Annotated in this window: 16 protein-coding genes; 13 read left to right on the top strand and 3 right to left on the bottom strand. The window is 47.8% G+C overall.

What is annotated here, in order from left to right:
• The first annotated feature begins 1 nt into the window (after position 1).
• Genes ACETK5_RS13325 through cntE form a run of 7 tightly spaced genes read left to right on the top strand, consistent with a single transcriptional unit; the run spans position 2 to position 7,577 of the window.
• Complete coding sequence (locus tag ACETK5_RS13325) at positions 2-1,297, top strand: opine metallophore biosynthesis dehydrogenase (protein WP_394056131.1); 1,296 nt, start codon at positions 2-4, stop codon at positions 1,295-1,297.
• Positions 1,298-1,334: 37 nt separating this feature from the next.
• Complete coding sequence (gene cntA, locus ACETK5_RS13320) at positions 1,335-2,942, top strand: staphylopine-dependent metal ABC transporter substrate-binding lipoprotein (protein WP_394056129.1); 1,608 nt, start codon at positions 1,335-1,337, stop codon at positions 2,940-2,942.
• 32 nt (positions 2,943-2,974) lie between these two features.
• Complete coding sequence (gene opp1B / locus ACETK5_RS13315) at positions 2,975-3,907, top strand: nickel/cobalt ABC transporter permease (protein ID WP_326120689.1); 933 nt, start codon at positions 2,975-2,977, stop codon at positions 3,905-3,907.
• Positions 3,907-4,794 carry a staphylopine uptake ABC transporter permease subunit CntC gene (gene cntC, locus ACETK5_RS13310; protein WP_326115061.1) on the top strand — a complete coding sequence of 296 codons (888 nt, stop codon included), beginning with the start codon at positions 3,907-3,909 and terminating at the stop codon, positions 4,792-4,794. Before opp1B ends, cntC begins: the two co-directional genes overlap by 1 nt.
• The gene (gene cntD, locus ACETK5_RS13305; RefSeq protein WP_100536941.1) at positions 4,775-5,584 is read left to right on the top strand and encodes a staphylopine uptake ABC transporter ATP-binding protein CntD; all 810 of its coding nucleotides are present in this window, start codon (positions 4,775-4,777) and stop codon (positions 5,582-5,584) included. The genes cntC and cntD overlap by 20 nt, the downstream gene beginning before the upstream one ends.
• A gap of 1 nt (position 5,585) precedes the next feature.
• Positions 5,586-6,332 (top strand): ABC transporter ATP-binding protein, encoded by a 747-nt coding sequence (locus ACETK5_RS13300; RefSeq protein ID WP_394056126.1) that lies wholly within the window; start codon positions 5,586-5,588, stop codon positions 6,330-6,332.
• Positions 6,333-6,362: 30 nt separating this feature from the next.
• Complete coding sequence (gene cntE / locus ACETK5_RS13295) at positions 6,363-7,577, top strand: staphylopine family metallophore export MFS transporter CntE (RefSeq protein ID WP_394056124.1); 1,215 nt, start codon at positions 6,363-6,365, stop codon at positions 7,575-7,577.
• 129 nt (positions 7,578-7,706) lie between these two features.
• Here the strand turns inward: cntE and ACETK5_RS13290 are convergent, their stop codons facing one another.
• Positions 7,707-8,651: a ketopantoate reductase family protein gene (locus tag ACETK5_RS13290; protein ID WP_394056122.1), complete on the bottom strand. Its 945-nt coding sequence runs from the start codon at positions 8,649-8,651 to the stop codon at positions 7,707-7,709.
• Positions 8,652-8,887: 236 nt separating this feature from the next.
• Here ACETK5_RS13290 and ACETK5_RS13285 point away from each other — a divergent pair, with 236 nt between their 5' ends.
• The 4 genes from ACETK5_RS13285 (at position 8,888) to bahA (ending at position 13,813) form a co-directional block, all read left to right on the top strand.
• Positions 8,888-9,460: a TetR/AcrR family transcriptional regulator gene (locus ACETK5_RS13285; protein WP_100536945.1), complete on the top strand. Its 573-nt coding sequence runs from the start codon at positions 8,888-8,890 to the stop codon at positions 9,458-9,460.
• A gap of 134 nt (positions 9,461-9,594) precedes the next feature.
• Positions 9,595-10,308: a response regulator transcription factor gene (locus tag ACETK5_RS13280; RefSeq protein WP_394056120.1), complete on the top strand. Its 714-nt coding sequence runs from the start codon at positions 9,595-9,597 to the stop codon at positions 10,306-10,308.
• Positions 10,305-11,456: a HAMP domain-containing sensor histidine kinase gene (locus ACETK5_RS13275; protein WP_394056118.1), complete on the top strand. Its 1,152-nt coding sequence runs from the start codon at positions 10,305-10,307 to the stop codon at positions 11,454-11,456. Before ACETK5_RS13280 ends, ACETK5_RS13275 begins: the two co-directional genes overlap by 4 nt.
• 98 nt (positions 11,457-11,554) lie before the next feature.
• Positions 11,555-13,813, top strand: a complete 2,259-nt coding sequence (bahA, locus tag ACETK5_RS13270; protein WP_394056116.1) for a bacitracin amidohydrolase BahA — start codon at positions 11,555-11,557, stop codon at positions 13,811-13,813.
• A gap of 73 nt (positions 13,814-13,886) precedes the next feature.
• On the opposite strand, the gene ACETK5_RS13265 is transcribed toward bahA, so the two are convergent.
• Both ACETK5_RS13265 and ACETK5_RS13260 read right to left on the bottom strand, forming a co-directional pair.
• Positions 13,887-14,915 carry a sensor histidine kinase gene (locus tag ACETK5_RS13265; RefSeq protein ID WP_394056114.1) on the bottom strand — a complete coding sequence of 343 codons (1,029 nt, stop codon included), beginning with the start codon at positions 14,913-14,915 and terminating at the stop codon, positions 13,887-13,889.
• Positions 14,912-15,583, bottom strand: a complete 672-nt coding sequence (locus ACETK5_RS13260; RefSeq protein ID WP_394056112.1) for a response regulator transcription factor — start codon at positions 15,581-15,583, stop codon at positions 14,912-14,914. Before ACETK5_RS13260 ends, ACETK5_RS13265 begins: the two co-directional genes overlap by 4 nt.
• A gap of 238 nt (positions 15,584-15,821) precedes the next feature.
• On the opposite strand from ACETK5_RS13260, the gene ACETK5_RS13255 reads away from it, so the two are divergent.
• Positions 15,822-16,589: an ABC transporter ATP-binding protein gene (locus ACETK5_RS13255; RefSeq protein ID WP_394056110.1), complete on the top strand. Its 768-nt coding sequence runs from the start codon at positions 15,822-15,824 to the stop codon at positions 16,587-16,589.
• Positions 16,576-19,764 carry an FtsX-like permease family protein gene (locus ACETK5_RS13250; protein ID WP_394056108.1) on the top strand — a complete coding sequence of 1,063 codons (3,189 nt, stop codon included), beginning with the start codon at positions 16,576-16,578 and terminating at the stop codon, positions 19,762-19,764. Before ACETK5_RS13255 ends, ACETK5_RS13250 begins: the two co-directional genes overlap by 14 nt.
• Positions 19,765-19,902 lie beyond the last annotated feature (138 nt).

The raw sequence follows: 19,902 nt of genomic DNA, 5'->3' as shown, positions 1-19,902 counted from the left end.
AATGAGAGAGATGAAGCATGTCTTGTTGTTGGGAACAGGCCCTGCAGCCTTGCAGCTGGCAGTAACTCTAAAAAAGGGATTCCATTGTCGTCTGGGGATTGCCGGACGGGAATCGGTCCGGTCTGCTGAATTCTTCGACTCGCTTGCGGCAAATGATCAAAGGGTTCTCGCAAGCATCCAAAATGAAAAGCATCGTTCCATGGAAGGCGAGTGTCGCATTGACGATGTGTTTCGGGGTTTTGAAACCATTGAAGGCGAATGGGACACTTTATTTTTGGCGGTGACCACCGACGCTTATATGGAAGTCATGGGACAGATTCACCATAACGTTCTACGTAAGGTCAAATGTTTCGTACTGATATCACCGACTTTCGGTTCCAACAGCTTAATATCCGGTTATATTCGAAGCTTGAATCCGAATGCGGAAGTCATTAGTTTTTCTACATATTATGGAGACACAAGATGGATGGGGGGCCGAGTTTCTAATCATGTCATCACCGCGGGGGTCAAGAAAAAGGTTTATATCGGCTCGACACGGGGGCGCTCCGGTCTAGTTGACAGTCTCTGCGGTCTCTATGAGCAATTGGATATTGCTCTGGAAGTCATGAAGACGCCGCTGGAAGCAGAGGCGAGAAATATTTCGTTATATGTTCATCCTGCTTTGTTCATGAATGACTTCTCATTAAACGCCATTTTTGATGAGTCGGGTTCGCGCAAGTACGTCTACAAGCTTTTCCCTGAAGGCCCGATTACGCAAGATCTGATCCGCAATATGTTATCCCAGTGGAAAGAGATGATGAACATCTTAGACCAATTAGGGATGACGGGCATCAATTTGCTAAAGTTCATGACGGATGACAACTATCCGGTGAGAATCGAGAGCTTATCGCGCCAGGATATCGTTCGCTTTGATCAATTACAAACGATTCATCAGGAGTATTTATTGTATATACGTTACGCCTCATTGTTAATTGATCCTTTTTCCCAGCCGGATCCAGATGGAAAGTACTTTGATTTTTCGGCAGTTCCGATCAGGAGTTTGTTTATCAATCAGGAAGGCTGCTTGGATATCCCGAGAATGCCCAAGGAGGATTATTATCGGATCAAGATCATTCAAGGAATAGCCGGATTCTTAAAGGTGGATTGTCCGACGATTGATCATTTCATACAAACGTATGAAGACAAAATCGTAAATGTTTCACTTGCTCACAAGAACCGGTTGTTATCCATTGCATTCACGGTTCAGAGCTTCGGGCATGATCTGGAGCTGATATGCACGGAATTATCAAACAGATGAACGAAACAATAAACAAGTGGGTAGCAGGAGGAAAACCGTGAACAGAAAAAGTGTCAAGCTATGGTTGTTGTTGATGATCTCGATCGCGCTTCTGGCAGGGTGCGGCGAGGCGAATCAGGGAAGTAAGGCCGAATCGGCAAACCAGAATGAACTCATCTATGCAACAGCAAAAGATATTCATGATATGAATCCTCATTTATACACCGGATCCATGCCGGCTCAGGGTATGGTATATGAATCGCTGGTGGAGAACACAAAAGAAGGGATTAAGCCTTTGCTGGCGGAGTCCTGGGACATTTCGGAAGATGGGAAAACCTATACCTTTCATTTGAGGAAAGACGTGAAGTTTCATGACGGGGAACCGTTCAATGCCGAGGCTGTCAAACTGAATATCGACGCCGTGCAGCATAATGCCGAAAAACACGCCTGGATTAAGCTGTCAACCAAAATTAAGAGCGTGAAGGTAGTAGATGCTTACACCGTCCAATTGGTTTTAAGCGAAGCCTATTACCCTGCACTGGTCGAACTGTCCATGACGCGGCCGTATGTATTCCTCTCACCCAAGGATTTCATTCAAGGGGAAACGAAGGATGGCGTTAACGGACACCATGGTACCGGTCCTTACCGGTTTACGGAACATAAAATCGATGAGTACGCTACCTTTACCGCCAACGAGGAGTATTGGGGAGGTCCGCCAAAAATCAAAAAAATTACGGCCAAGGTACTGCCTGCAGGGGAGACGACATTTTTGGCTATGCAAAAAGGGGAGGTGAATTTTGTATTCACTGATGATCGGGGGGCTGACAGCATCGATGTGCAAGCAATGAATCGCCTGGTTGAATCCGGAGCATACCAGCTGGTTCGCAGCGGAGCCATGAATACGAAAATGATTGTGGCCAACAGCAGTAAGTCGGATAGTCCGGTAAGCGAAACCGCCGTGCGTGAAGCGATCTGGCATGCGATCGATCGCGAAACGATCAGCAAGGACATATTCGAGGGGAGCGAGGCGGAAGCGAATCAATTGTTCTCGTCCAACGTGAACTATGCGGATGTCCAATTGAAGGAACGCGAATATGACCCGGGAAGGGCTGAGCAACTTCTGGAGCAGGCCGGATGGGTGAAGGGCAGCGACGGCGAGGCCAGGATCAAAGCCGGGAAGAAACTGGCCATGAACTTATACTATGACAGTAATTCATCTTCGCAAAAAACGCAGGCGGAATTCATCCAAAATGCGGTGAAAGGGATCGGAATCAAGCTGGATATCATCGGCGAAGAGTCGAGTTCCATCGCGAATCGAAGATCCACGGGGGATTATGAGCTGTTGTTTAATCAAACCTGGGGATTGGCGTATGACCCTCAGAGCACCATCTCTGCCTTCACTTCCGAGGCTTCTTATCTACATACAACCAAAGGGATCGCGGAAGCGGATCATCTTTATGAGCATATTCAGGAGGTTATGGTATCCAAGGACGAGGAGACCCGCAAGTCGTTATACGCTGACATCATGACAATGGTTCACGATGAAGCGGTATTTATCCCGATTTCAAGCGGAAGCGTCACGGTTTTGGCACCCAAGGATTTAAAAGGCATTGCATTCAAACAAACCCAGTTTGAGCTGCCCTTTGAGTTAATGTATTTTGAATAGGTCGCGAACTCAATATTGGATAAGGAGTCGTTATGGGAAGTTATATCGTTAAACGGTTGTTGCTGTCAGTTCCGATTTTGCTCATCATTTCGTTTTTGACCTTTCTGTTGATCAATCTGTCCCCCATGGATCCTGCCGAAGTGGTGCTTCGCGCCCAGGAGGTTCCGGAAATCACGGAAGAACTGATCGCACAGACGCGTGAAGAGCTTGGGCTGAATCAGCCGTTCTTGAAGCAGTATGCCGATTGGGTGATGGCCTGCCTTCGATTGGACTTTGGAGAATCCTACGTGACGGGACAGACGGTTTGGTCCATGATCAGCCCGGCATTTCTCAATACCTTAAAGCTGACTATGGTTTCGTCTATCATTATTATCGTCATGTCCATTATCTTGGGGGTTGTCTGTGCATTAAACCAAGGCAAAATATGGGATCGATCGGTGAGAGGCGTTTCCTTCTTTCTGACGGCGATGCCTTCCTATTGGCTGGCATCGATCATGATCTGGTATTTTTCCGTCCGATTGGACTTGCTGCCCACCAGTGGCATGGATTCCTATCGAAGCTATATCCTTCCCGTGACGGTCATATCGGTGAGTTATGTCGGGATATATTTCCGAAGCGTCAGAAGTTCGATGCTGAATAACTTACATGAAGACTATGTTGTATACGGGAGAGCCTGCGGTTTGCCCGAAAAGAAGATTACCCTGCGCATCCTGAGAAATTCGCTTCAAGTTGCCGTATCCATATTTTGCATGGCCATCCCCATAATTCTGGGCAGTACCGTCGTTATCGAAAATGTATTTGCATGGCCGGGACTTGGGCGGCTGAGCGTTAAATCCATTCTGAGCAGGGACTTTCCGGTCATCCAGTCGTATGTTCTTATTTTGGCGGTAGCCTTTGTACTATTTAACACCTTGTCGGACATGATCAATGCTGCATTGAATCCGAAACTAAGGAAGGAAATCTGATGAACGTACTTAAAAGTCTAAGCAGAGACAAGCTGGCCAGCCTGTCATTGGTCATCATTGCCGCCATCGTAATCGTCGGCCTGTTCGCCCCTGTATTTGCGCCGCACGATCCGAATCAAGTCGATATGAAGCTGCGTTATGCCGGGTCCTCCTGGTCGCATTGGTTCGGTAACGATCATCTGGGAAGATGCATCTTATCCCGGCTGATTTATGGCATACGTCCCAGTATTTTATGGGTTCTGGCAGCTTTGTTGGCGTCGGTAGGAGTTGGAGGGATCGTTGGTTTCATCGCAGGTTACTTCAGAGGAAAAACAGACGCAATCCTGATGCGAATTTGCGATATCATGCTTTCATTTCCCGGCTATGTCATGACGTTGGCGGTTGTCGGCATTCTGGGAGCAGGGCTTGAGAACATCCTGATTGCCTTTGTCGCGATGAAATGGGCGTGGTTTGCCCGCGTTATCCGAACGTCGGTCCTGCAGTACGCGGAAATGGATTATGTGAAATTTTCAAAAGCAGCCGGGATCAGCAATCGAAGGATCATTCTGAAGCATATCGTTCCCGTGACATTTTCGGATATTGCCGTCATTGCAAGCGGTTCGATGTGTTCCATGATTCTGCAGATCTCCGGATTATCATTCTTAGGGCTGGGCATCAAGGCTCCTAACGCCGAATGGGGGATGATGCTGAATGAAGCGAGAGAAGTGATGTTCTCACGCCCGGAGCTCATGTTAGCACCCGGCTTGGCTATCGTGATTGCCGTATCGGCTTTTAATTTTCTGGCGGATGGGCTTCAAGTCGCGCTTGATCCCAAACGGATGAACTCCGGTAAACAGCCGCGAACAACAGAGGTGGAGAAACCGACTTATGAATATGCTAGAGGTTAATCATCTGAGGGTATGGGATGCGAACGAGGGAAAAGAGATTATCCATGACAGCTCCTTTCAATTGAAGGCGGGAACCTGCCTGGCGATTGTGGGGGAAAGCGGGAGCGGAAAATCCCTGACGTGCCGATCGATCATAAGGCTGCATAAACCCTGGATTCGACAATCCGGGGAGATTATCTTCAAGGGAGAACATTTGAATCAGCTTTCAGAAAGGGACATGAGGAAAAGAAGGGGAAAGCAGATTGGCATGATCATGCAGAACGGCATGGGAGCATTCGATCCGTCCAGCGTCGTCGGCGTTCATTTCCAAGAAACGTTGAAGGCGCATTTCGGTTGGAGCAGGGGCGAGGCTGAAACCAACATGAAAAAAGCCATGGAGAGCGTCATGCTTCCCCATCCTATGGAGATCATGAATAAGTATCCTCACCAGCTATCAGGCGGCATGCTGCAGCGTTTGATGATCGCGCTCACGCTGGTGCTGGAACCCGATATCGTAATCGCTGACGAACCGACGACCGCACTGGATACAATCTCGCAATACGAGGTCGTGGAACAATTCATCCAGCTTCGCGAAAGAATGGGAGGCTCCATGATCTTTGTTTCGCATGACTTGGGTGTCGTGAAGAAAATCGCCGATGAAGTCTTGGTTATGAGAAGCGGTGTTATTGTAGAAAGCGGAAGTATTGAATCGGTATTTACGGAACCCCGGCATCCTTACACGCAATACTTGGTTTCTACGCGCCTAGAGCTCAGCAGCCATTTCAATAAGATCATGAACGGGGGATTATAACGTGCTGAAAGTCGAGAACGTCCATAAATCCTACCGGGTAGGCGGCTTGTTTTCGGGGAAAAGGCAACGCATTTTGGAGGATGTAAGCTTTGAATGCGGAAGCGGGGAATGCCTCGGCATCATCGGTGAAAGCGGAAGCGGTAAATCAACCCTTGGACGACTGATCTTGGGAATAGAAAAACCGGACCTTGGACACGTCTTATTTGAAGGGAAACATGTCATGAATCGCCATGTGCGATTTGGCAATATAAGTGCCGTATTTCAGGATTATACTTCGTCTATCAACCCGTTCTTTACTGTGGAAGAAGCGATCATGGAGCCTTTAACGGCGCAGGGGTCATTGAATAATGACCATAGGGCCAAAATCGATCTGCTGCTGAATCAGGTCGGGTTGGACGCTTCCTATAAAACGAAATATGCTCATGAGCTGTCCGGTGGTGAGGCCCAGCGAGTCTGCATTGCCAGGGCAATTGCTACGGAACCCAAGTGCATCGTACTCGACGAGGCGATCAGCTCTTTGGACGTGTCCGTCCAGATACAAGTCCTTCGATTATTGAAGGAGCTTAAAGACATTTATAAGATGAGTTACATCTTCATCACGCATGATATACAAGCTGCTGCTTATCTATGCGACAGGGTTCTGTTTTTCAAAAGCGGCAGGGTCGAGGAAACGGTTCGAATGGAGCAATTAAAGCACGTCCAGTCGGACTATGCCAAAAAATTAATGGAGCATTTGATTACGTTTTAAGGATCAGTCGCTAGCAGGAGGAGAGAAATAGTGAGTGGAGCAATGTCTTGGCCATTTTTGCGTTTATATATGCTGGCGCTGCTTTATTTCAGTGCGAATGCGTTACTCAATGTATTAATTCCGCTGCAAGGAGCCGCTTGGGGAGCCAGCAGCTCTACCATCGGTCTCGTCATGGGAGCTTACATGTTTACGACGATGTTCTTTCGGCCCTGGGCCGGACATTTGATTCAAAAGCATGGTCCGGTCAAGGTGCTGCGCCTAATCCTTTTGGTCAATGGCGCTGCCTTAATTCTGTACACATGTACGGGATTAGGAGGATATCTGATTGCTCGAATACTGCAAGGGGTATCGACGGCTTTTTTTTCGATGGCACTCCAGATCGGCATCATCGATGCGCTGCCCGAGAAGGAACGTTCGCAAGGTATCTCGTTTTATTCCTTGTTTTCGTATATTCCCGGCGTCATTGGTCCCGTTGTCGCATTAGGCCTCTGGCAGACCGGAGGCATGGATTCATTCACCATCATCTTCGTAGCTATCGCCATTTGTACCGGTGTATTCGGATATAGCGTCAAGATGGATAAAGAAACGGTTCCAGCGGAGCAATCGGCAAACCGTTCAGGCATGTTTCACTCCTTCGGACAAATCGTAAAGAACCCGTTTCTGTTCAAATGCAGTGTCTTAATGTTGTCGGCATCGATCGTATTTGGAGCCGTAACAACGTTTATGCCTTTATACGGCTCGCAGTTACGCAGCGGCAGTGCCGGCATTTATTTGATGCTCCAGGCTGCTGTCGTTGTCGCTTCCCGGTTTCTTCTAAGAAAAAGAATCCCGTCGGATGGTAAATGGCATTCGTTTTTTATCATGGGTACCATGCTTCTGCTCACCCTCGCTGCAGTATGCATTAGCATTTCCTCAGAACAGGGAGCGGTTCTTCTATATACCGGCGCGATTCTTATGGGCATTGCGCAGGCGCTCCTATACCCGGCGTTAACTACTTATTTGTCCTTTGTACTTCCCCCATCAAACCGCAATGTATTGATCGGACTGTTTATTGCAATGGCTGACCTTGGGGTATCCATGGGCGGGGTTGTGATGGGACCGATCGCCGATTATTATTCATACTCCGTCATGTATATGATTTGCGCTGTATTAAGCATGATTATGGTTGTTGTTGCGTACGAGCGAAGAGGAAGCTTGGCTGCTTCGAACCAAAACCATGCAAGGGAGAGTGAAGGGGATGCTTAGCTGTTTAGGTATGTTCAAGGCTGGCGGTGGATGTCTGTGATTGAAGCATCAGTCAAGGCCCGCCGGAAGGTTCATAAAATCTCTGCTCGTGGGTTGAGCAGAGATTTTTTATGAACATCAATTCTTTCATTATGATCTCTGAACAGGCGCGGAATAATGTTGGAGCTCATCCCAATGGGGTGTCGCCATGTTCGCGCGAATTTTCAATTGATCAAAAGCTTGCTGTAAAGCAGTCACCTCGTTTGCTGACACCGCCTTATCACTTAACAGGATTCTGCCAATGGGGTTCGACAGCATCATCTTCAACAGGATGTAGAACAGCTTTCTTTTTTTACGGGCGAATTCCTTTTGAGCGGCAGGCGTAATTGTAAACCCGTTTTTCTCCAATACTTGATGTCCCTCATCAACAGCATGGATGACAAGATTCAGCAGCTGCTTGTCTTTTGCGGCTTTGCGCAAATCCCCGTGATAGGTAGAAGCAATGGAATTCAATGCCAAGATCATGACAAAATGACTTTTCAGCCATTCATTCATATTGTTCTGGTAGGTCCACTTATATTTGGTGTTAACCAAAGCCTGATCGATCACTGAACGCCAAGACAGCTCCTCACCTAAACCGCCGATATTGATTTTGGTTCTTGGTCCGCGTACGCTAATGACCCGGCCATTCTCTCTCCAGCCAGCGATCGTCTGAAAAGCGAAAGCAACCTTTTTCGCTACCGGGCTATGGGTTTGCAAATACTCCTCCATTTCCCCAGGACTCGCATTGTTGCCCATTATAACGATGTGGCTGCTATGGTTCGCTGCAAGTGCAGGCAGTACCGCTTCGAAATCCGGATATTTCATCACAACAAAAATAAGATCATAAACATCGTCAGGCTGTAGTTCCCGGATCACCCTTACGTTATGAGCCGTTGTTTGGAACTGAAAATAATGCCGAATGACATTGCCGCTCTTTTCCAACTCATCCGCTCGTTGTCCTCTGGCCAGCATCGAGACGTTGTGACCTCCACGCACCAGCTCGTGGGCTAAATAACTGCCAAGAACCCCAGCGCCATAAACCAATATTTTCATAGTAGTTCCTCCATTCGAGTTATACGATTTGATCAAACCGTGTTCTCAAACACTTATTTTTGTTGTTAATATAGTTTTTAAATAATCGTCGTGATATTTAAAAATTACAGCTTGATTCTATATGGACATCGGCCGGACTGTCAAGAAGTTTTTAAATATCGATCCCAAAATTTAAAAACCACTCTTTTTATGGTAAACTACTTGTAGCGACGAATACGGGAAGTGAGTGAAAACGGATGAATAAATTCGAAATCAGAACGCAGCAAAAGAAGGATGCGATCATTCATGCCGCGTTAAAGCTTTTTAAAGAAAAAGGCTTCGTCCATGTCAGCATCAAGGACATTGCCGAAGAATCCGGTGTATCGTCTGTATCGCTGTATAACTATTTCGGCAGCAAAGAAGGGGTGGTCAAAGAATGTGCGAACGTTCTGATGCAAAATACCATCCATATGGCCAAGGAGCTGTTGAAACAAAATATCGAGTTTAAAGACAAGCTGTCCCAAGTGCTGGAGATCTGTGCTGACCAAGACTATCAATTGCTGGGTACACCGGGTGCAGTTGAGGATCAGGTTCTGGCGAGCTTATATAGTGAAAACACCAATAAAATCAGAATGGAGCTTATTCGGGAACTTATTGAGCTGGGGAAGAAGGAAGGGGCGATTCATTCCTCTGTTTCTCTGGAGACTCTTTTGGAATTATTAAGTGTTGTCGGGACACTTCAAGCTTCCTGGGCAAAATCCGGGAATTATACCAATAAGATGGCTGAACTTAACCAGCTTCTCTTGTTTGGTTTTATTGGACGCCAATAAAATGAATCATAGAATGACCTCCGACGATCCAGGCAGGAGGTTATTTACGCTTAACGATGCTTACGGAAACAACGCAAAAAAGGAAATTAGCCTCCCAAGGAGAACCATATACTACTTGAAGGAGGATGCTTTTTATGCCTAAAACCATACTTGTTGTCGATGATGATCCGGATATTATAGATATGCTTAAACTTTATCTGGAGGCAGAAGGATATAGGACTTTGGAGGCTTTCGACGGGAAAGCAGCCCTGGAGCATCTACAAAGCAAGCATGTGGATCTCGCACTCCTCGATATCATGATGCCGTTCATCGACGGAATCCAGCTGCTCCGCATGATGCGGCAGGATTATAAAATTCCGGTCATTCTCATTTCGGCCAAAAATCAGGAACTTGATAAAATAACCGGGCTCAAGCTGGGGGCAGACGATTATGTGTCCAAGCCGTTCAGTCCGCTTGAAGTGATGGCGAGAATTCAGGCCCAGTTACGACGTTTCTATGAGTTTAACGAGTCTTCGGAAGCTCTGCCGTTATCCGAAACCTGCGTCGGGGACTTGCTGCTGAATCACCGCGAATGCATGTTGTACATCAAGGGAACACCGATTTCACTCAGCGCTATTGAGTACAAATTGTTAAAATTGTTTATGCGGGAACCGGGGCGCGTATTTACGAAAAAACAAATTTTCGAACAAGCCTGGGACGAGCATTATCTGGCTGACGATAACGCCGTCATGGTACAAATCAGCAGGCTGCGCGATAAAATCGAAGTTTGTCCGAGGAAGCCTGTCTATATCAAGACCATTCGCGGACTCGGTTACCGATTTTCGAAGAAAGATGAGTTGCAGCCATGAAATCCCCTAATCGCCTGCAGCGTTCGCTGATTCGCCAATATATTTATTTTTTTGTTACCATAGCACTCATCGCTGCGGCTTCTCTGTATATATTAAATGCGCAAATCTTGAATTATTTTATGGATATATCCGGACAGATCAAGGCAGAGGATACCGACCTTGGCACTCCTACCGCCGTGCTTGACGTCCCCAGCGATCAGCACGAGTTGGTGTTTTATAGAATGGCTCTTCAAACCCTGCTTCTGTTTCTCGCTTTGTTTGCGATCACCGTGTACGCATTCGGAAGATGGACGGCTTCCCGGCTCACAACCCCGCTTCGATCGATTACGGACGGCATCCGAAACATCGCTCGTGGGCACTACCACCAAAGATTAAATTTTCGAGCGAGTTACGAACTGGCGCAAATCCAGGAAGATTTTAATGATATGGCGGAACGCCTTGAACGGATGGAGAAGGAAAATCGGGAGCTTGCGGAGAGCAAGCAGCGCATGCTGATCGACATTTCCCATGACCTGAAGACACCGATGACCACCATTAAGGGTTATATCGAAGCGATGGAAGTGGGGCTCGTTGATTCGGAAGAGAGAAGGCGGCAAATCCTGCGTATGATCTCCGACAAAGCCAGTCTGATGTCGGAGTTGATTGACGGCATCTTCGAACTGTCCAAGCTGGATAGTCCCGACTATCCTTTTGCCGTTGAGGCATCCGACCTTACGGAATTTATGAGGGAAATCGCAGCCGAGTATTACGAGGTTTTCGAAGAAAAAAAGTTTCTATTCCAGTATGATATTCCCGATCGTGTAATCATCGTCCCCTTCAACGCGACCTGGTTATACCGGGCGGTTTCCAATATTCTGTCCAATGCCATCCAATACAACCCGCCTGGCACAACCGTTGGATTGAAATTGGCAACGAGGGGAAATGGAGTCGAAATTCACGTTTCAGACGATGGCATCGGAATTCCGGATGCCATGAAGGCAAAGGTCTTCGATGCCTTTGTCCGCGGAGACCAAGCCCGTAAAAGTGATGGGGGTACGGGTCTAGGTCTTGCCATTGCCAAACAAGTGATAGAAAAACATGGGGGTAACATCACGCTGACCACGAACGGGCATACGAACTTCGTTCTTTTTCTGCCTGATCATTTGTAAGATTACTGAAAGGTTCAGGAAAGTGTAGAGAACGAATTCTCCGATATAATCAGAAGTAGAACCAATAACGATATGGGGATACAGGAGGACTGGAGAGATTGGAAACACAAAAAGAGAAAGAATTTGAGAAGGGCGGTACCTTTTTTCGAGGAATCATTGCAAACCGGAAGGGCCGGGGGCCGTTATCCCCTGGATGGAAGGGTGCGTCACTGGGGCTTGGCGCCATCGCCTTTACCCTGATTCTGATACAGGCCAATTATCTATTGACGGGGCATGGTTTCGGTAAATTCATCGTGGGTACATTCCTGTTTGTCTTAGCGGCAGCGCTTATAAGCGGCCTGGCTGCATTATTGCTGCACGGAGTCAAGAAACTGCCAAGCCGTTATATTTGGGTGTTGCTGTACTCCCTGATCATGCTTTTATTCTGTTTCATTGGGCCGCTGGAAGTATCGTTCGTTTTCATCGTGTTGTTTGCCGTAGTTTTTTCTTTGTTTGGTGCATTGGTTTATAAATTTGCAACGGGAAGTTACAAGCAAGCGTCCAACACTAGGAAGATCGGCGCCGTGGCCTGTTTATCCCTGATCACTGTCGTGATCGGCGCCGGCAGCTTCTGGTTGATTCGGGCCGGGGATGAAGCCGCTCCGGACGTGACCTTGAAACAGCTGAAAACTTCAGCCCGATATGATGGTACGGCGAGGAAAAACCCTGCCGAACAAGGCGCATATCCCGTTAAGAGCCTGTTATACGGAAGCCCCGACAACTACAGGAAAGAGTTTAACCAAAGCGGATCCCTGGCTACCAAAACGGTGGATGCCTCCGAGTTTGTCGCGAAATGGTCTTCTGTGCGAACGAAATCGCTTGGATTCGGACCGGATGCCATGCCGATAAACGGTAAAGTGTGGTATCCCGAAGGGGAAGGCATCTTTCCGCTTGTCCTGATTGTACATGGAAACCACTTAATGAACGATTACTCCGATCCGGGTTATGAATACCTGGGCAAACTGATGGCGAGCAAAGGGTATATTTTCGTCTCCGTGGATGAAAATTTTCTTAATGTTTCCCCTTATGAAGATCTTTTCCTGATCAGCCCGCCGCAGAATGAAAATCCGGCAAGAGGCTTGCTGCTGCTGGAGCATTTGAAAACCTGGAAAGGCTGGAACAGTGAACCGGACCATCCGTTTTATCAAAAGGTCGATATGGAACGAATCGCCCTCATCGGGCATTCCAGAGGCGGGGAAGCGATCGCTATTGCGGCTGCCTTCAACAAACTCGGCAATCACCCAGATCACGGCCATGTCAAGTTTGACTATAACTTCTCGATCCGCTCGCTCATTTCCATTGCGGGTACGGACGGGCAGTATAAACCTCAAGGCAAACCGCTACCGCTGCAGGACGTGAATTATCTGGCTTTGCATGGAGCTCATGATATGGATGTCAACAGCCTGGACAGCGCGAAGCAATATCACCGGATTCGTTATACTAAGGGCACAAATTACATGAAATCGCTGGTCTATATTTATGGAGCTAACCACGGCCAGTTTAACGGAGGCTGGGGCAGAGGGGATGTGGCAGGCTTGGGGAACCAACTGTTTAACCTGCGTCAAATTATGCCGCGGGATGAACAGGAAACGATTGCAAAAGTGTTCATATCTTCTTTTCTGGATGCCACGCTGAAGGACCAGCGGCAATATCGCGAGGTGTTCAGAGATTTGGGTTATGCCAAAGAATGGCTCCCCGATACCCTGTACATCGGCAATTATTACGATTCGCAAACGATCTTACTCGCGGATTATCAAGAAGATATTGATTTACAGAGCACCACGATTCCCGGCGGCAGCCTGATGGGCGAGAACCTCCGGCAATGGAGGGAGGAAAAGGTGAAGGTCAAGATGGGTGAAGCGGCTTACAGTGCGGTTCGCTTAGGCTGGAATTCAAACGGATCGACTGAACCGGCATCCTATACCGTTACTTTGCCGGATCAGGGGGCAAAAACAGGGAAGGAAAGCTCCATCGTATTTTCGCTTGCGGATGCCCGCAGGAAAGAGGAAAACGGCAACCCGAAAGAGTTTATCAATTTTACGATTACCGTCGAAGACAAGAAGGGCCATCAGGCAAGTCTTCCCCTTAGCCATATATCCAAACTGCCGCCTGTCATTGAAGGTAAACTGCTGAAATGGCCATTTTCTAAAGCAGGGAATACCTGGGAACCCGTATTTCAAAGCTATGATTTTCAGCTAGGCGATTTCTACAAAATGAATCCGGATTTCAATCCGGAGCAGCTAAACAAGATCCGTATGGAGTTCAACCTGAACGAGCGGGGAACCATACTGCTTAGTGATGTGGGCATCCGATTATAAAAGGTAAAAAAGTCGCCATTTAGGGCGACTTTTTTTGGTTTATTGATATACATTCATGTGCAGGTTCAAACGGTTACAGTAAGCTGTGATACGTATCCGTTTTAGGAAAATGGATTGTGACCTTTGTATACGTTCCTGCCTCCGACTGGATAGACAAATTATGACCCAGCTTATGCGCCAATTGATTTGCAAGGTATAGTCCCATGCCGGTCGATTTGGGATGGCTTCTTCCGATAGATCCGGTAAATCCTTTCTCAAAGACGCGATGAAGATCCTCCGGCTGGACCCCGATCCCGGTATCTACAATGTTCAAGCGTTTTTCTTTACGGTCTTCTTCGACCGTGAATGTAATGTTCCCGCCTTCGTCCGTATATTTCAACGCATTTGCAACGATTTGATCCAGAATGAATCCGAGCCATTTGCGGTCGGTATGGATGGTTTGCCGAAAGTCCTCCATCTGTATCCGAATCTGTTTATTGATGAAGGTTTTGGCGAATTTTTTCGCGCAGGTTTTAATGATCGAGTCTAACGGTTCTTCCGTGATGAAATAATCCTTGGAGAACGAATCGATTCGAGAATAGTACAGTGCCTGCTCCACGTAATTTTCTATTTTATCCAGTTCATCCTCTAGCTTATCGGCAAGGGAATCTGCCGTTTCCCCCGTGCTGTTTTCCATGAGCAGACGACTTGCTGCAATCGGCAGCTTTACCTCGTGAATCCAGGACATGATAAATTCCTGGTGATCTATTTTCTCTTCATTGAGTTTCCGGAGGTCTCGTTCATGTTGACGGCGCAATTTGGCAAAAAGCTCAAGGTACAGCCGTTGCTGCGAATTTTGCGGTTCAGGGGCAGCGACAGGCCAATCTTCGCGGTCAAGATCGATCAGCTCCTGCAGCTTGCGGTAATAGGATCTGCGATAAGCATAGCCAATCAGTAAGTAGGCTGTGGTGAAGGCAAAACAAACGATTTGAATATACAGAATGCTGCCTGCGACTTGACCCGGGGTGACCGACAGGGCAAGGATCATTGAAATAAAGCCCATCATCCCCGCGTACAGCAACAAAAAATAACGTTTGTCCTTTATGTATTGAATGAAACTCATGGGATCATATAACCTTGCCCTTTCTTGGTTACAATCCAGTTTTCCTTGCCGATGCCGGCCAGTTTTTTGCGCAAGCGGACGATGTTGACGGTTAACGTGTTTTCGTCCACGAAGCTTTCATCCTGCCAAAGATGACGCATGATTTTCTTGCGGTCTACAACGGTTCCTTTCTGCTGCATCAGAATCTTCAATATACTGACTTCGGTTTTGGTAAGCTCCGCTTGTTCGGTTTCATAAGTGAGCATCCCTTTGTCCGGAAGGAACATGACCCCCTCATGCTCGAACACATTGGAAAGCAGGTCCGAATAGGAATACGTTCGGCGCAGCAGCGCATTGACTTTAGCGGTCAACACATCCATGTGGAACGGCTTCTGAATATAATCGTCCCCGCCCATATTCACCGACATGACAACATCCATGGGCGAATCGCGGGACGAGAGAAAGAGCACCGGTACATTGGAGATGTCCCTAATTTTTTGACACCAGTAAAATCCATCATACGATGGCAAGTTGATATCCATGATCACAAGATGGGGCTGGTCATGAATAAAGCACTGTACAACATGGTCAAAGTTTTCGACGATGACCGTTTCCAGGCTCCATTTAGACAATGCTAACTGGATCATCCCGCGAATGGTCGGGTCATCCTCTACGATCATAATTTTCATAAACGATCCTCCCGGGCGTTACTAGCGGCAAATTAAACACATTGTATACGATCTTCCCGCGGCAGACAAGCAAGTTTCCGGGGCTGCTTCCTTTGTCTAATGTGACAGGAATGTAAGGTAGAGGGGGAAGTTGTAAGCTAAAGTAAAGGTGACCTGTATTAAGATTAGGATAAGCAATCATGATTTCGAAATCGTGCTGATATTGTTTCATATTGATAATCAGGAAGGATAGATCAACATGAAAATGGTAGTGAACGCGGCTCAGGTACGAAAGGTTTATGGCGTGAAAGGAAATGTCTATACCGCCCTGGATGATATCGATTTGACCGTGCAGGAGGGAGAGTTCGTGGGGATCATGGGGCCGTCGGGCGCAGGCAAATCGACGTTGCTCCACGTGATTGCGACGATCGATCAGCCTACCTCCGGAGACGTTGTCATTGACGGGGTCGACGTGCTGAAGATGGATGAGGAACAACTATCCGCTTTTCGCCGGGATAAACTGGGATTCATTTTTCAAGATTACAATTTGCTGGACACTTTAACGGTGAAGGAGAACATCTTGCTGCCCTTGGCGCTGGCCAGGATGGATGTCAAAGAACTGGAGCAGAGGGTGGGGGAGATCGCGGACAAATTCGGCATCACCCCGATTTTGGGCAAATACCCGTATCAGATTTCCGGAGGTCAAAAACAGCGGACGGCGGCTTCACGCGCCATGATATCCGGTCCCAGCCTGCTGCTGGCCGATGAGCCGACCGGCGCTCTGGACTCGAAATCGGCGACCGACCTGCTGGAGAGCCTGAAGGATCTGAATGAATATGATCAGGCAACGATTCTGATGGTCACTCATGACACGTTTGCGGCAAGCTATTGCAAGCGCGTGCTGTTTATTAAGGACGGTCGCATTTTCACGGAACTGACGAAAGGCGAAACATCCCGCAAACACTTTTTCAAAAAAATATTGGATGTATTGACCGCTCTGGGAGGGAATGCAAGTGACCTTGTTTGACATCGTGAAAAAGAACATGAAAGGGAACTTCAAAAACTACTCGATCTATTTCATTTCCATCCTGTTCAGCGTCATCATCTATTATACGTTTCTTTCTTTGCAATACAGCCAAGAAATTGCGAGTTCAATCGAATCGTCGCAGAGCATGCAATCCGTTTTCATGATAGCGTCCATCCTATTGATTGTGTTTGTTGCCGTCTTTATCCTATACTCCAACCGTTTTTTTTCGAGACAGCGTAAAAAGGAAGTAGGCTTGTACGCGTTACTTGGTTTGCCCAAAAAAAAGATCGGAAAAATGCTGTTTTATGAAAACCTGATCATTGGGGTGACGGTTTTAATCATAGGAATCATGATCGGCACATTGTTGTCCAAGCTGTTTGCCATGATATTAATCAAGCTGCTGGGGACGCCGGTACAGGTAGGCATGGCTTTCTCCCTTCGCGCGCTGGTTCATACGCTCATCGTGTTTATGGTGATTATTTTGGCGACATCGATCCAAGGCTATCGATTGATCTACAGCTTTAAACTCATCGAATTGTTTCGCGCGGAGCAGGAAGGGGAGCAGGAACCGAAAGCGTCATTTCTCTCGGCGGTGGGTGCAGTCCTCTGTCTGGCTGCGGGATACGGATTCGCCTTCCGTGATTTTTCCGTCACCGAAGAAATCCTAGTCAATCTGAGCGTGATGACCGTCGGTATTGTAGCTGGAACGATTCTGCTCTTTTCCTCCTTGGTCATTGTCTTGTTAAGAACCGCCAAGAAGAGAAAACGAAGTTACTATAAAGGCATGAATCTGGTCATCACCTCTAATTTGGTGTACCGGATTAAAGGAAACGCTCGTTTGTTAAGCGTCATTTCCCTGTTATCCGCTGCGGCTTTGTGCGCCTTCAGCGTCGGATTAGGTGCGTATTTCACTTTTGACAAAACATCGAAGCTCACAGCACCGTTTAGCTACATGTATATTGCCCAGGACCATGCCTTTAATCAGAAGGTAGACGATGTCATACGCGGGGATGAAGCGCATCCGATTATAGCGCAAATGACGATTCCGGTGCTGGAGACGAAAGGGGAGGCTTCCGATCCCGAGATCTTTCCGGAGAGAATGATCGAAGCAGATAAAACCCCGCTCAAAGTGGTTTCAATCGATCAATACAACCAGGTGGCCAAGGCACTGCGTCTCCCGAAAATGGATTCGATCGAACAGGATGAAGCTGTTGCGATCCGGCCCATGTATACGGACTATGAATGGTCGGATTATGAAGGCGAAACGATCGACATCGAATTGCCTGATCAACGGATAACCCTTGCTTTTGCGGGGATGACCGAAGAACGAATCATCCATTGGAGTTATCCGGATGTGATGATTGTTGTAAGTAACGGCACGTACGACAACATCGAGGCGCAAGTTTCGCCGACCCGCTATGTCGGTTATTCCGTGCAGGAACAGAAGACGACGAAACACACGGCCGATGCGCTCGCGGCGCTGAAGACACCGGAATCGAACTTGTCTTCTTTTTATTCCGAATACCGGCTAGGAATCGAAGAAGCGGCCTTTAATGTGTTTATATTGGGATTTCTCGGGCTCGTTTTTGTCATGGCGACAGGAAGCATGATCTATTTCAAGCAATTGACCGAAGCGGCGGCAGACAAACCTCGGTTCGATATTCTTAAAAAAATCGGCGTAAGCGGAAAAGAAATCAGCATGGCCATTATCAAACAGAACGCCTTCATTTTTGCTCTGCCGCTCGCGATCGGGCTTGCTCACTACATGGTCATCCTGCAATTGTTGAAAAGGTTATTCAGCAATATGGCAGGCGCCAGTCTCATGCTGCCCATCCTGATCTGCGTCGCTGTGTTTGTCCTGATCTATTCGGTTTATTATGTGCTCACGGTCAACTCCATCAGCAGGATCGTCCATGGAAAAGCGGCCCCCGTGGTAAGAATTGCGGCTATTGCAATCATGGTCTGTCTACTGGTTCTGATTGGCATATTCTTCGGCACGGAAACCCCGACAACGCAGGATGAGAGGGGGCAGGCAGAGAAAATCCAGTTACAGCTTCCGAAACCTACTGGAGAATATTCTGTGGGGACGATGGAGATGCACTTCAAGGATGACAACCGGGTGGACCCATGGAAACAGGATAGAGACAGGGAGCTGATGGTCAGCATATGGTACCCTGCTTCGGGGAAAAGCGAGCAGAAGGCTTTGTACATGCAGCCCGGGGCAGCAAAGTATTACGATGAAAACACGATTTCAACGATCGGAGTGGATCCGGGGAGGGTCGATCTATCCGGTATCGGGACACATTCTTGGGTGAATGCACCTCCAGTGAACAACAGGGAGGGGTGGCCTATCCTCATCTACACACCTGGAGGATCTGTTCCAAGAAACTTCGGGACGGCTGTAGTCGAAGATTTGGCCAGCAGAGGTTATGTGGTTGTTGCCGTCGATCATACGTATGAAGCCTCTGCGGTCCAATTTCCCGATGGACGTGTGGCAACCGAGTTATTACCGTCTTTCAGCGCAGAAGTGATACTGAAGATGCTAGAGGTAAGAGTGGATGATATCCAATATGTGTTGGACCAACTTGAACTCATTAAGGAAGGCCGTCATCCAGGCGATCAACCTTTACCCGCTGGACTTCAAACAACATGGAACCTGTCAAAGATCGGAATATTCGGACATTCCGCCGGCGGGGCTACCGCTGCTCAGGTGATGTATGAGGATGACCGGGTTGACGCAGGCATCGATATGGATGGAACGATGGGCCACATGCCCGATAACCCGCTGCCGGTGGCGCAGCACGGATTGGATCGCCCGTTCATGCTCATGAATTCAGGCTACAATAAGGAGGGCGAGGTCGATTCCCATCTTACCGCGATGGACCGTCAATCGTTCTGGCAGCATTCGACCGGGTGGAAGCTCGATTTAAGCATACCCGAGGGAGCACATTATACGTTTACAGATTATCAGTCGCTTCTCCCACAGCTTCAAGAGAAGCTCAGTCTTTCGCCGCGAGTTGTCCAGCAGTTTATCGGAACAGCTGACCCACAGCAGACGATCGCTGCCCATCGAAATTATGTCGCTGCCTTTTTCGATTTTCATTTAAAGGGTGCTCCACAGCCACTGCTGGACTCCCCGTCTGCAGACTATCCTATGGTTGATTTTATTAAATAATGTCGAGCCTGAAGCGCCGTGGCGCTGCTGACCGCACAAATTAAACACACTTGCGAAGTCGCCATTTTGGCGGCTTTTTTTATGAATAAAGAAAGTATAACTTCGGGGGCGTAACCATCCTTAACTCGCAAGAAAAGC

This window comes from Paenibacillus ilasis, from assembly GCF_043195395.1.
GTDB classification, from domain to species: Bacteria; Bacillota; Bacilli; order Paenibacillales; family Paenibacillaceae; genus Paenibacillus_AQ; species Paenibacillus_AQ lautus.
The sequence above is the reverse complement of the archived record's forward strand: the minus strand, read 5'-3'. Positions and strand labels throughout refer to the sequence as shown.

What these genes read in the sequence shown, in the direction of transcription:
- cntC (WP_326115061.1), top strand. Translation starts at nt 3,907, where the DNA reads ATGAACGTACTTAAAAGTCTAAGCAGAGACAAGCTGGCCAGCCTGTCA.
- ACETK5_RS13265 (WP_394056114.1), bottom strand. Translation starts at nt 14,915, where the DNA reads ATGAGTTTCATTCAATACATAAAGGACAAACGTTATTTTTTGTTGCTG.
- cntD (WP_100536941.1), top strand. Translation starts at nt 4,775, where the DNA reads ATGAATATGCTAGAGGTTAATCATCTGAGGGTATGGGATGCGAACGAG.
- ACETK5_RS13260 (WP_394056112.1), bottom strand. Translation starts at nt 15,583, where the DNA reads ATGAAAATTATGATCGTAGAGGATGACCCGACCATTCGCGGGATGATC.
- ACETK5_RS13275 (WP_394056118.1), top strand. Translation starts at nt 10,305, where the DNA reads ATGAAATCCCCTAATCGCCTGCAGCGTTCGCTGATTCGCCAATATATT.
- ACETK5_RS13325 (WP_394056131.1), top strand. Translation starts at nt 2, where the DNA reads ATGAGAGAGATGAAGCATGTCTTGTTGTTGGGAACAGGCCCTGCAGCC.
- ACETK5_RS13255 (WP_394056110.1), top strand. Translation starts at nt 15,822, where the DNA reads ATGAAAATGGTAGTGAACGCGGCTCAGGTACGAAAGGTTTATGGCGTG.
- ACETK5_RS13280 (WP_394056120.1), top strand. Translation starts at nt 9,595, where the DNA reads ATGCCTAAAACCATACTTGTTGTCGATGATGATCCGGATATTATAGAT.
- ACETK5_RS13285 (WP_100536945.1), top strand. Translation starts at nt 8,888, where the DNA reads ATGAATAAATTCGAAATCAGAACGCAGCAAAAGAAGGATGCGATCATT.
- opp1B (WP_326120689.1), top strand. Translation starts at nt 2,975, where the DNA reads ATGGGAAGTTATATCGTTAAACGGTTGTTGCTGTCAGTTCCGATTTTG.
- ACETK5_RS13290 (WP_394056122.1), bottom strand. Translation starts at nt 8,651, where the DNA reads ATGAAAATATTGGTTTATGGCGCTGGGGTTCTTGGCAGTTATTTAGCC.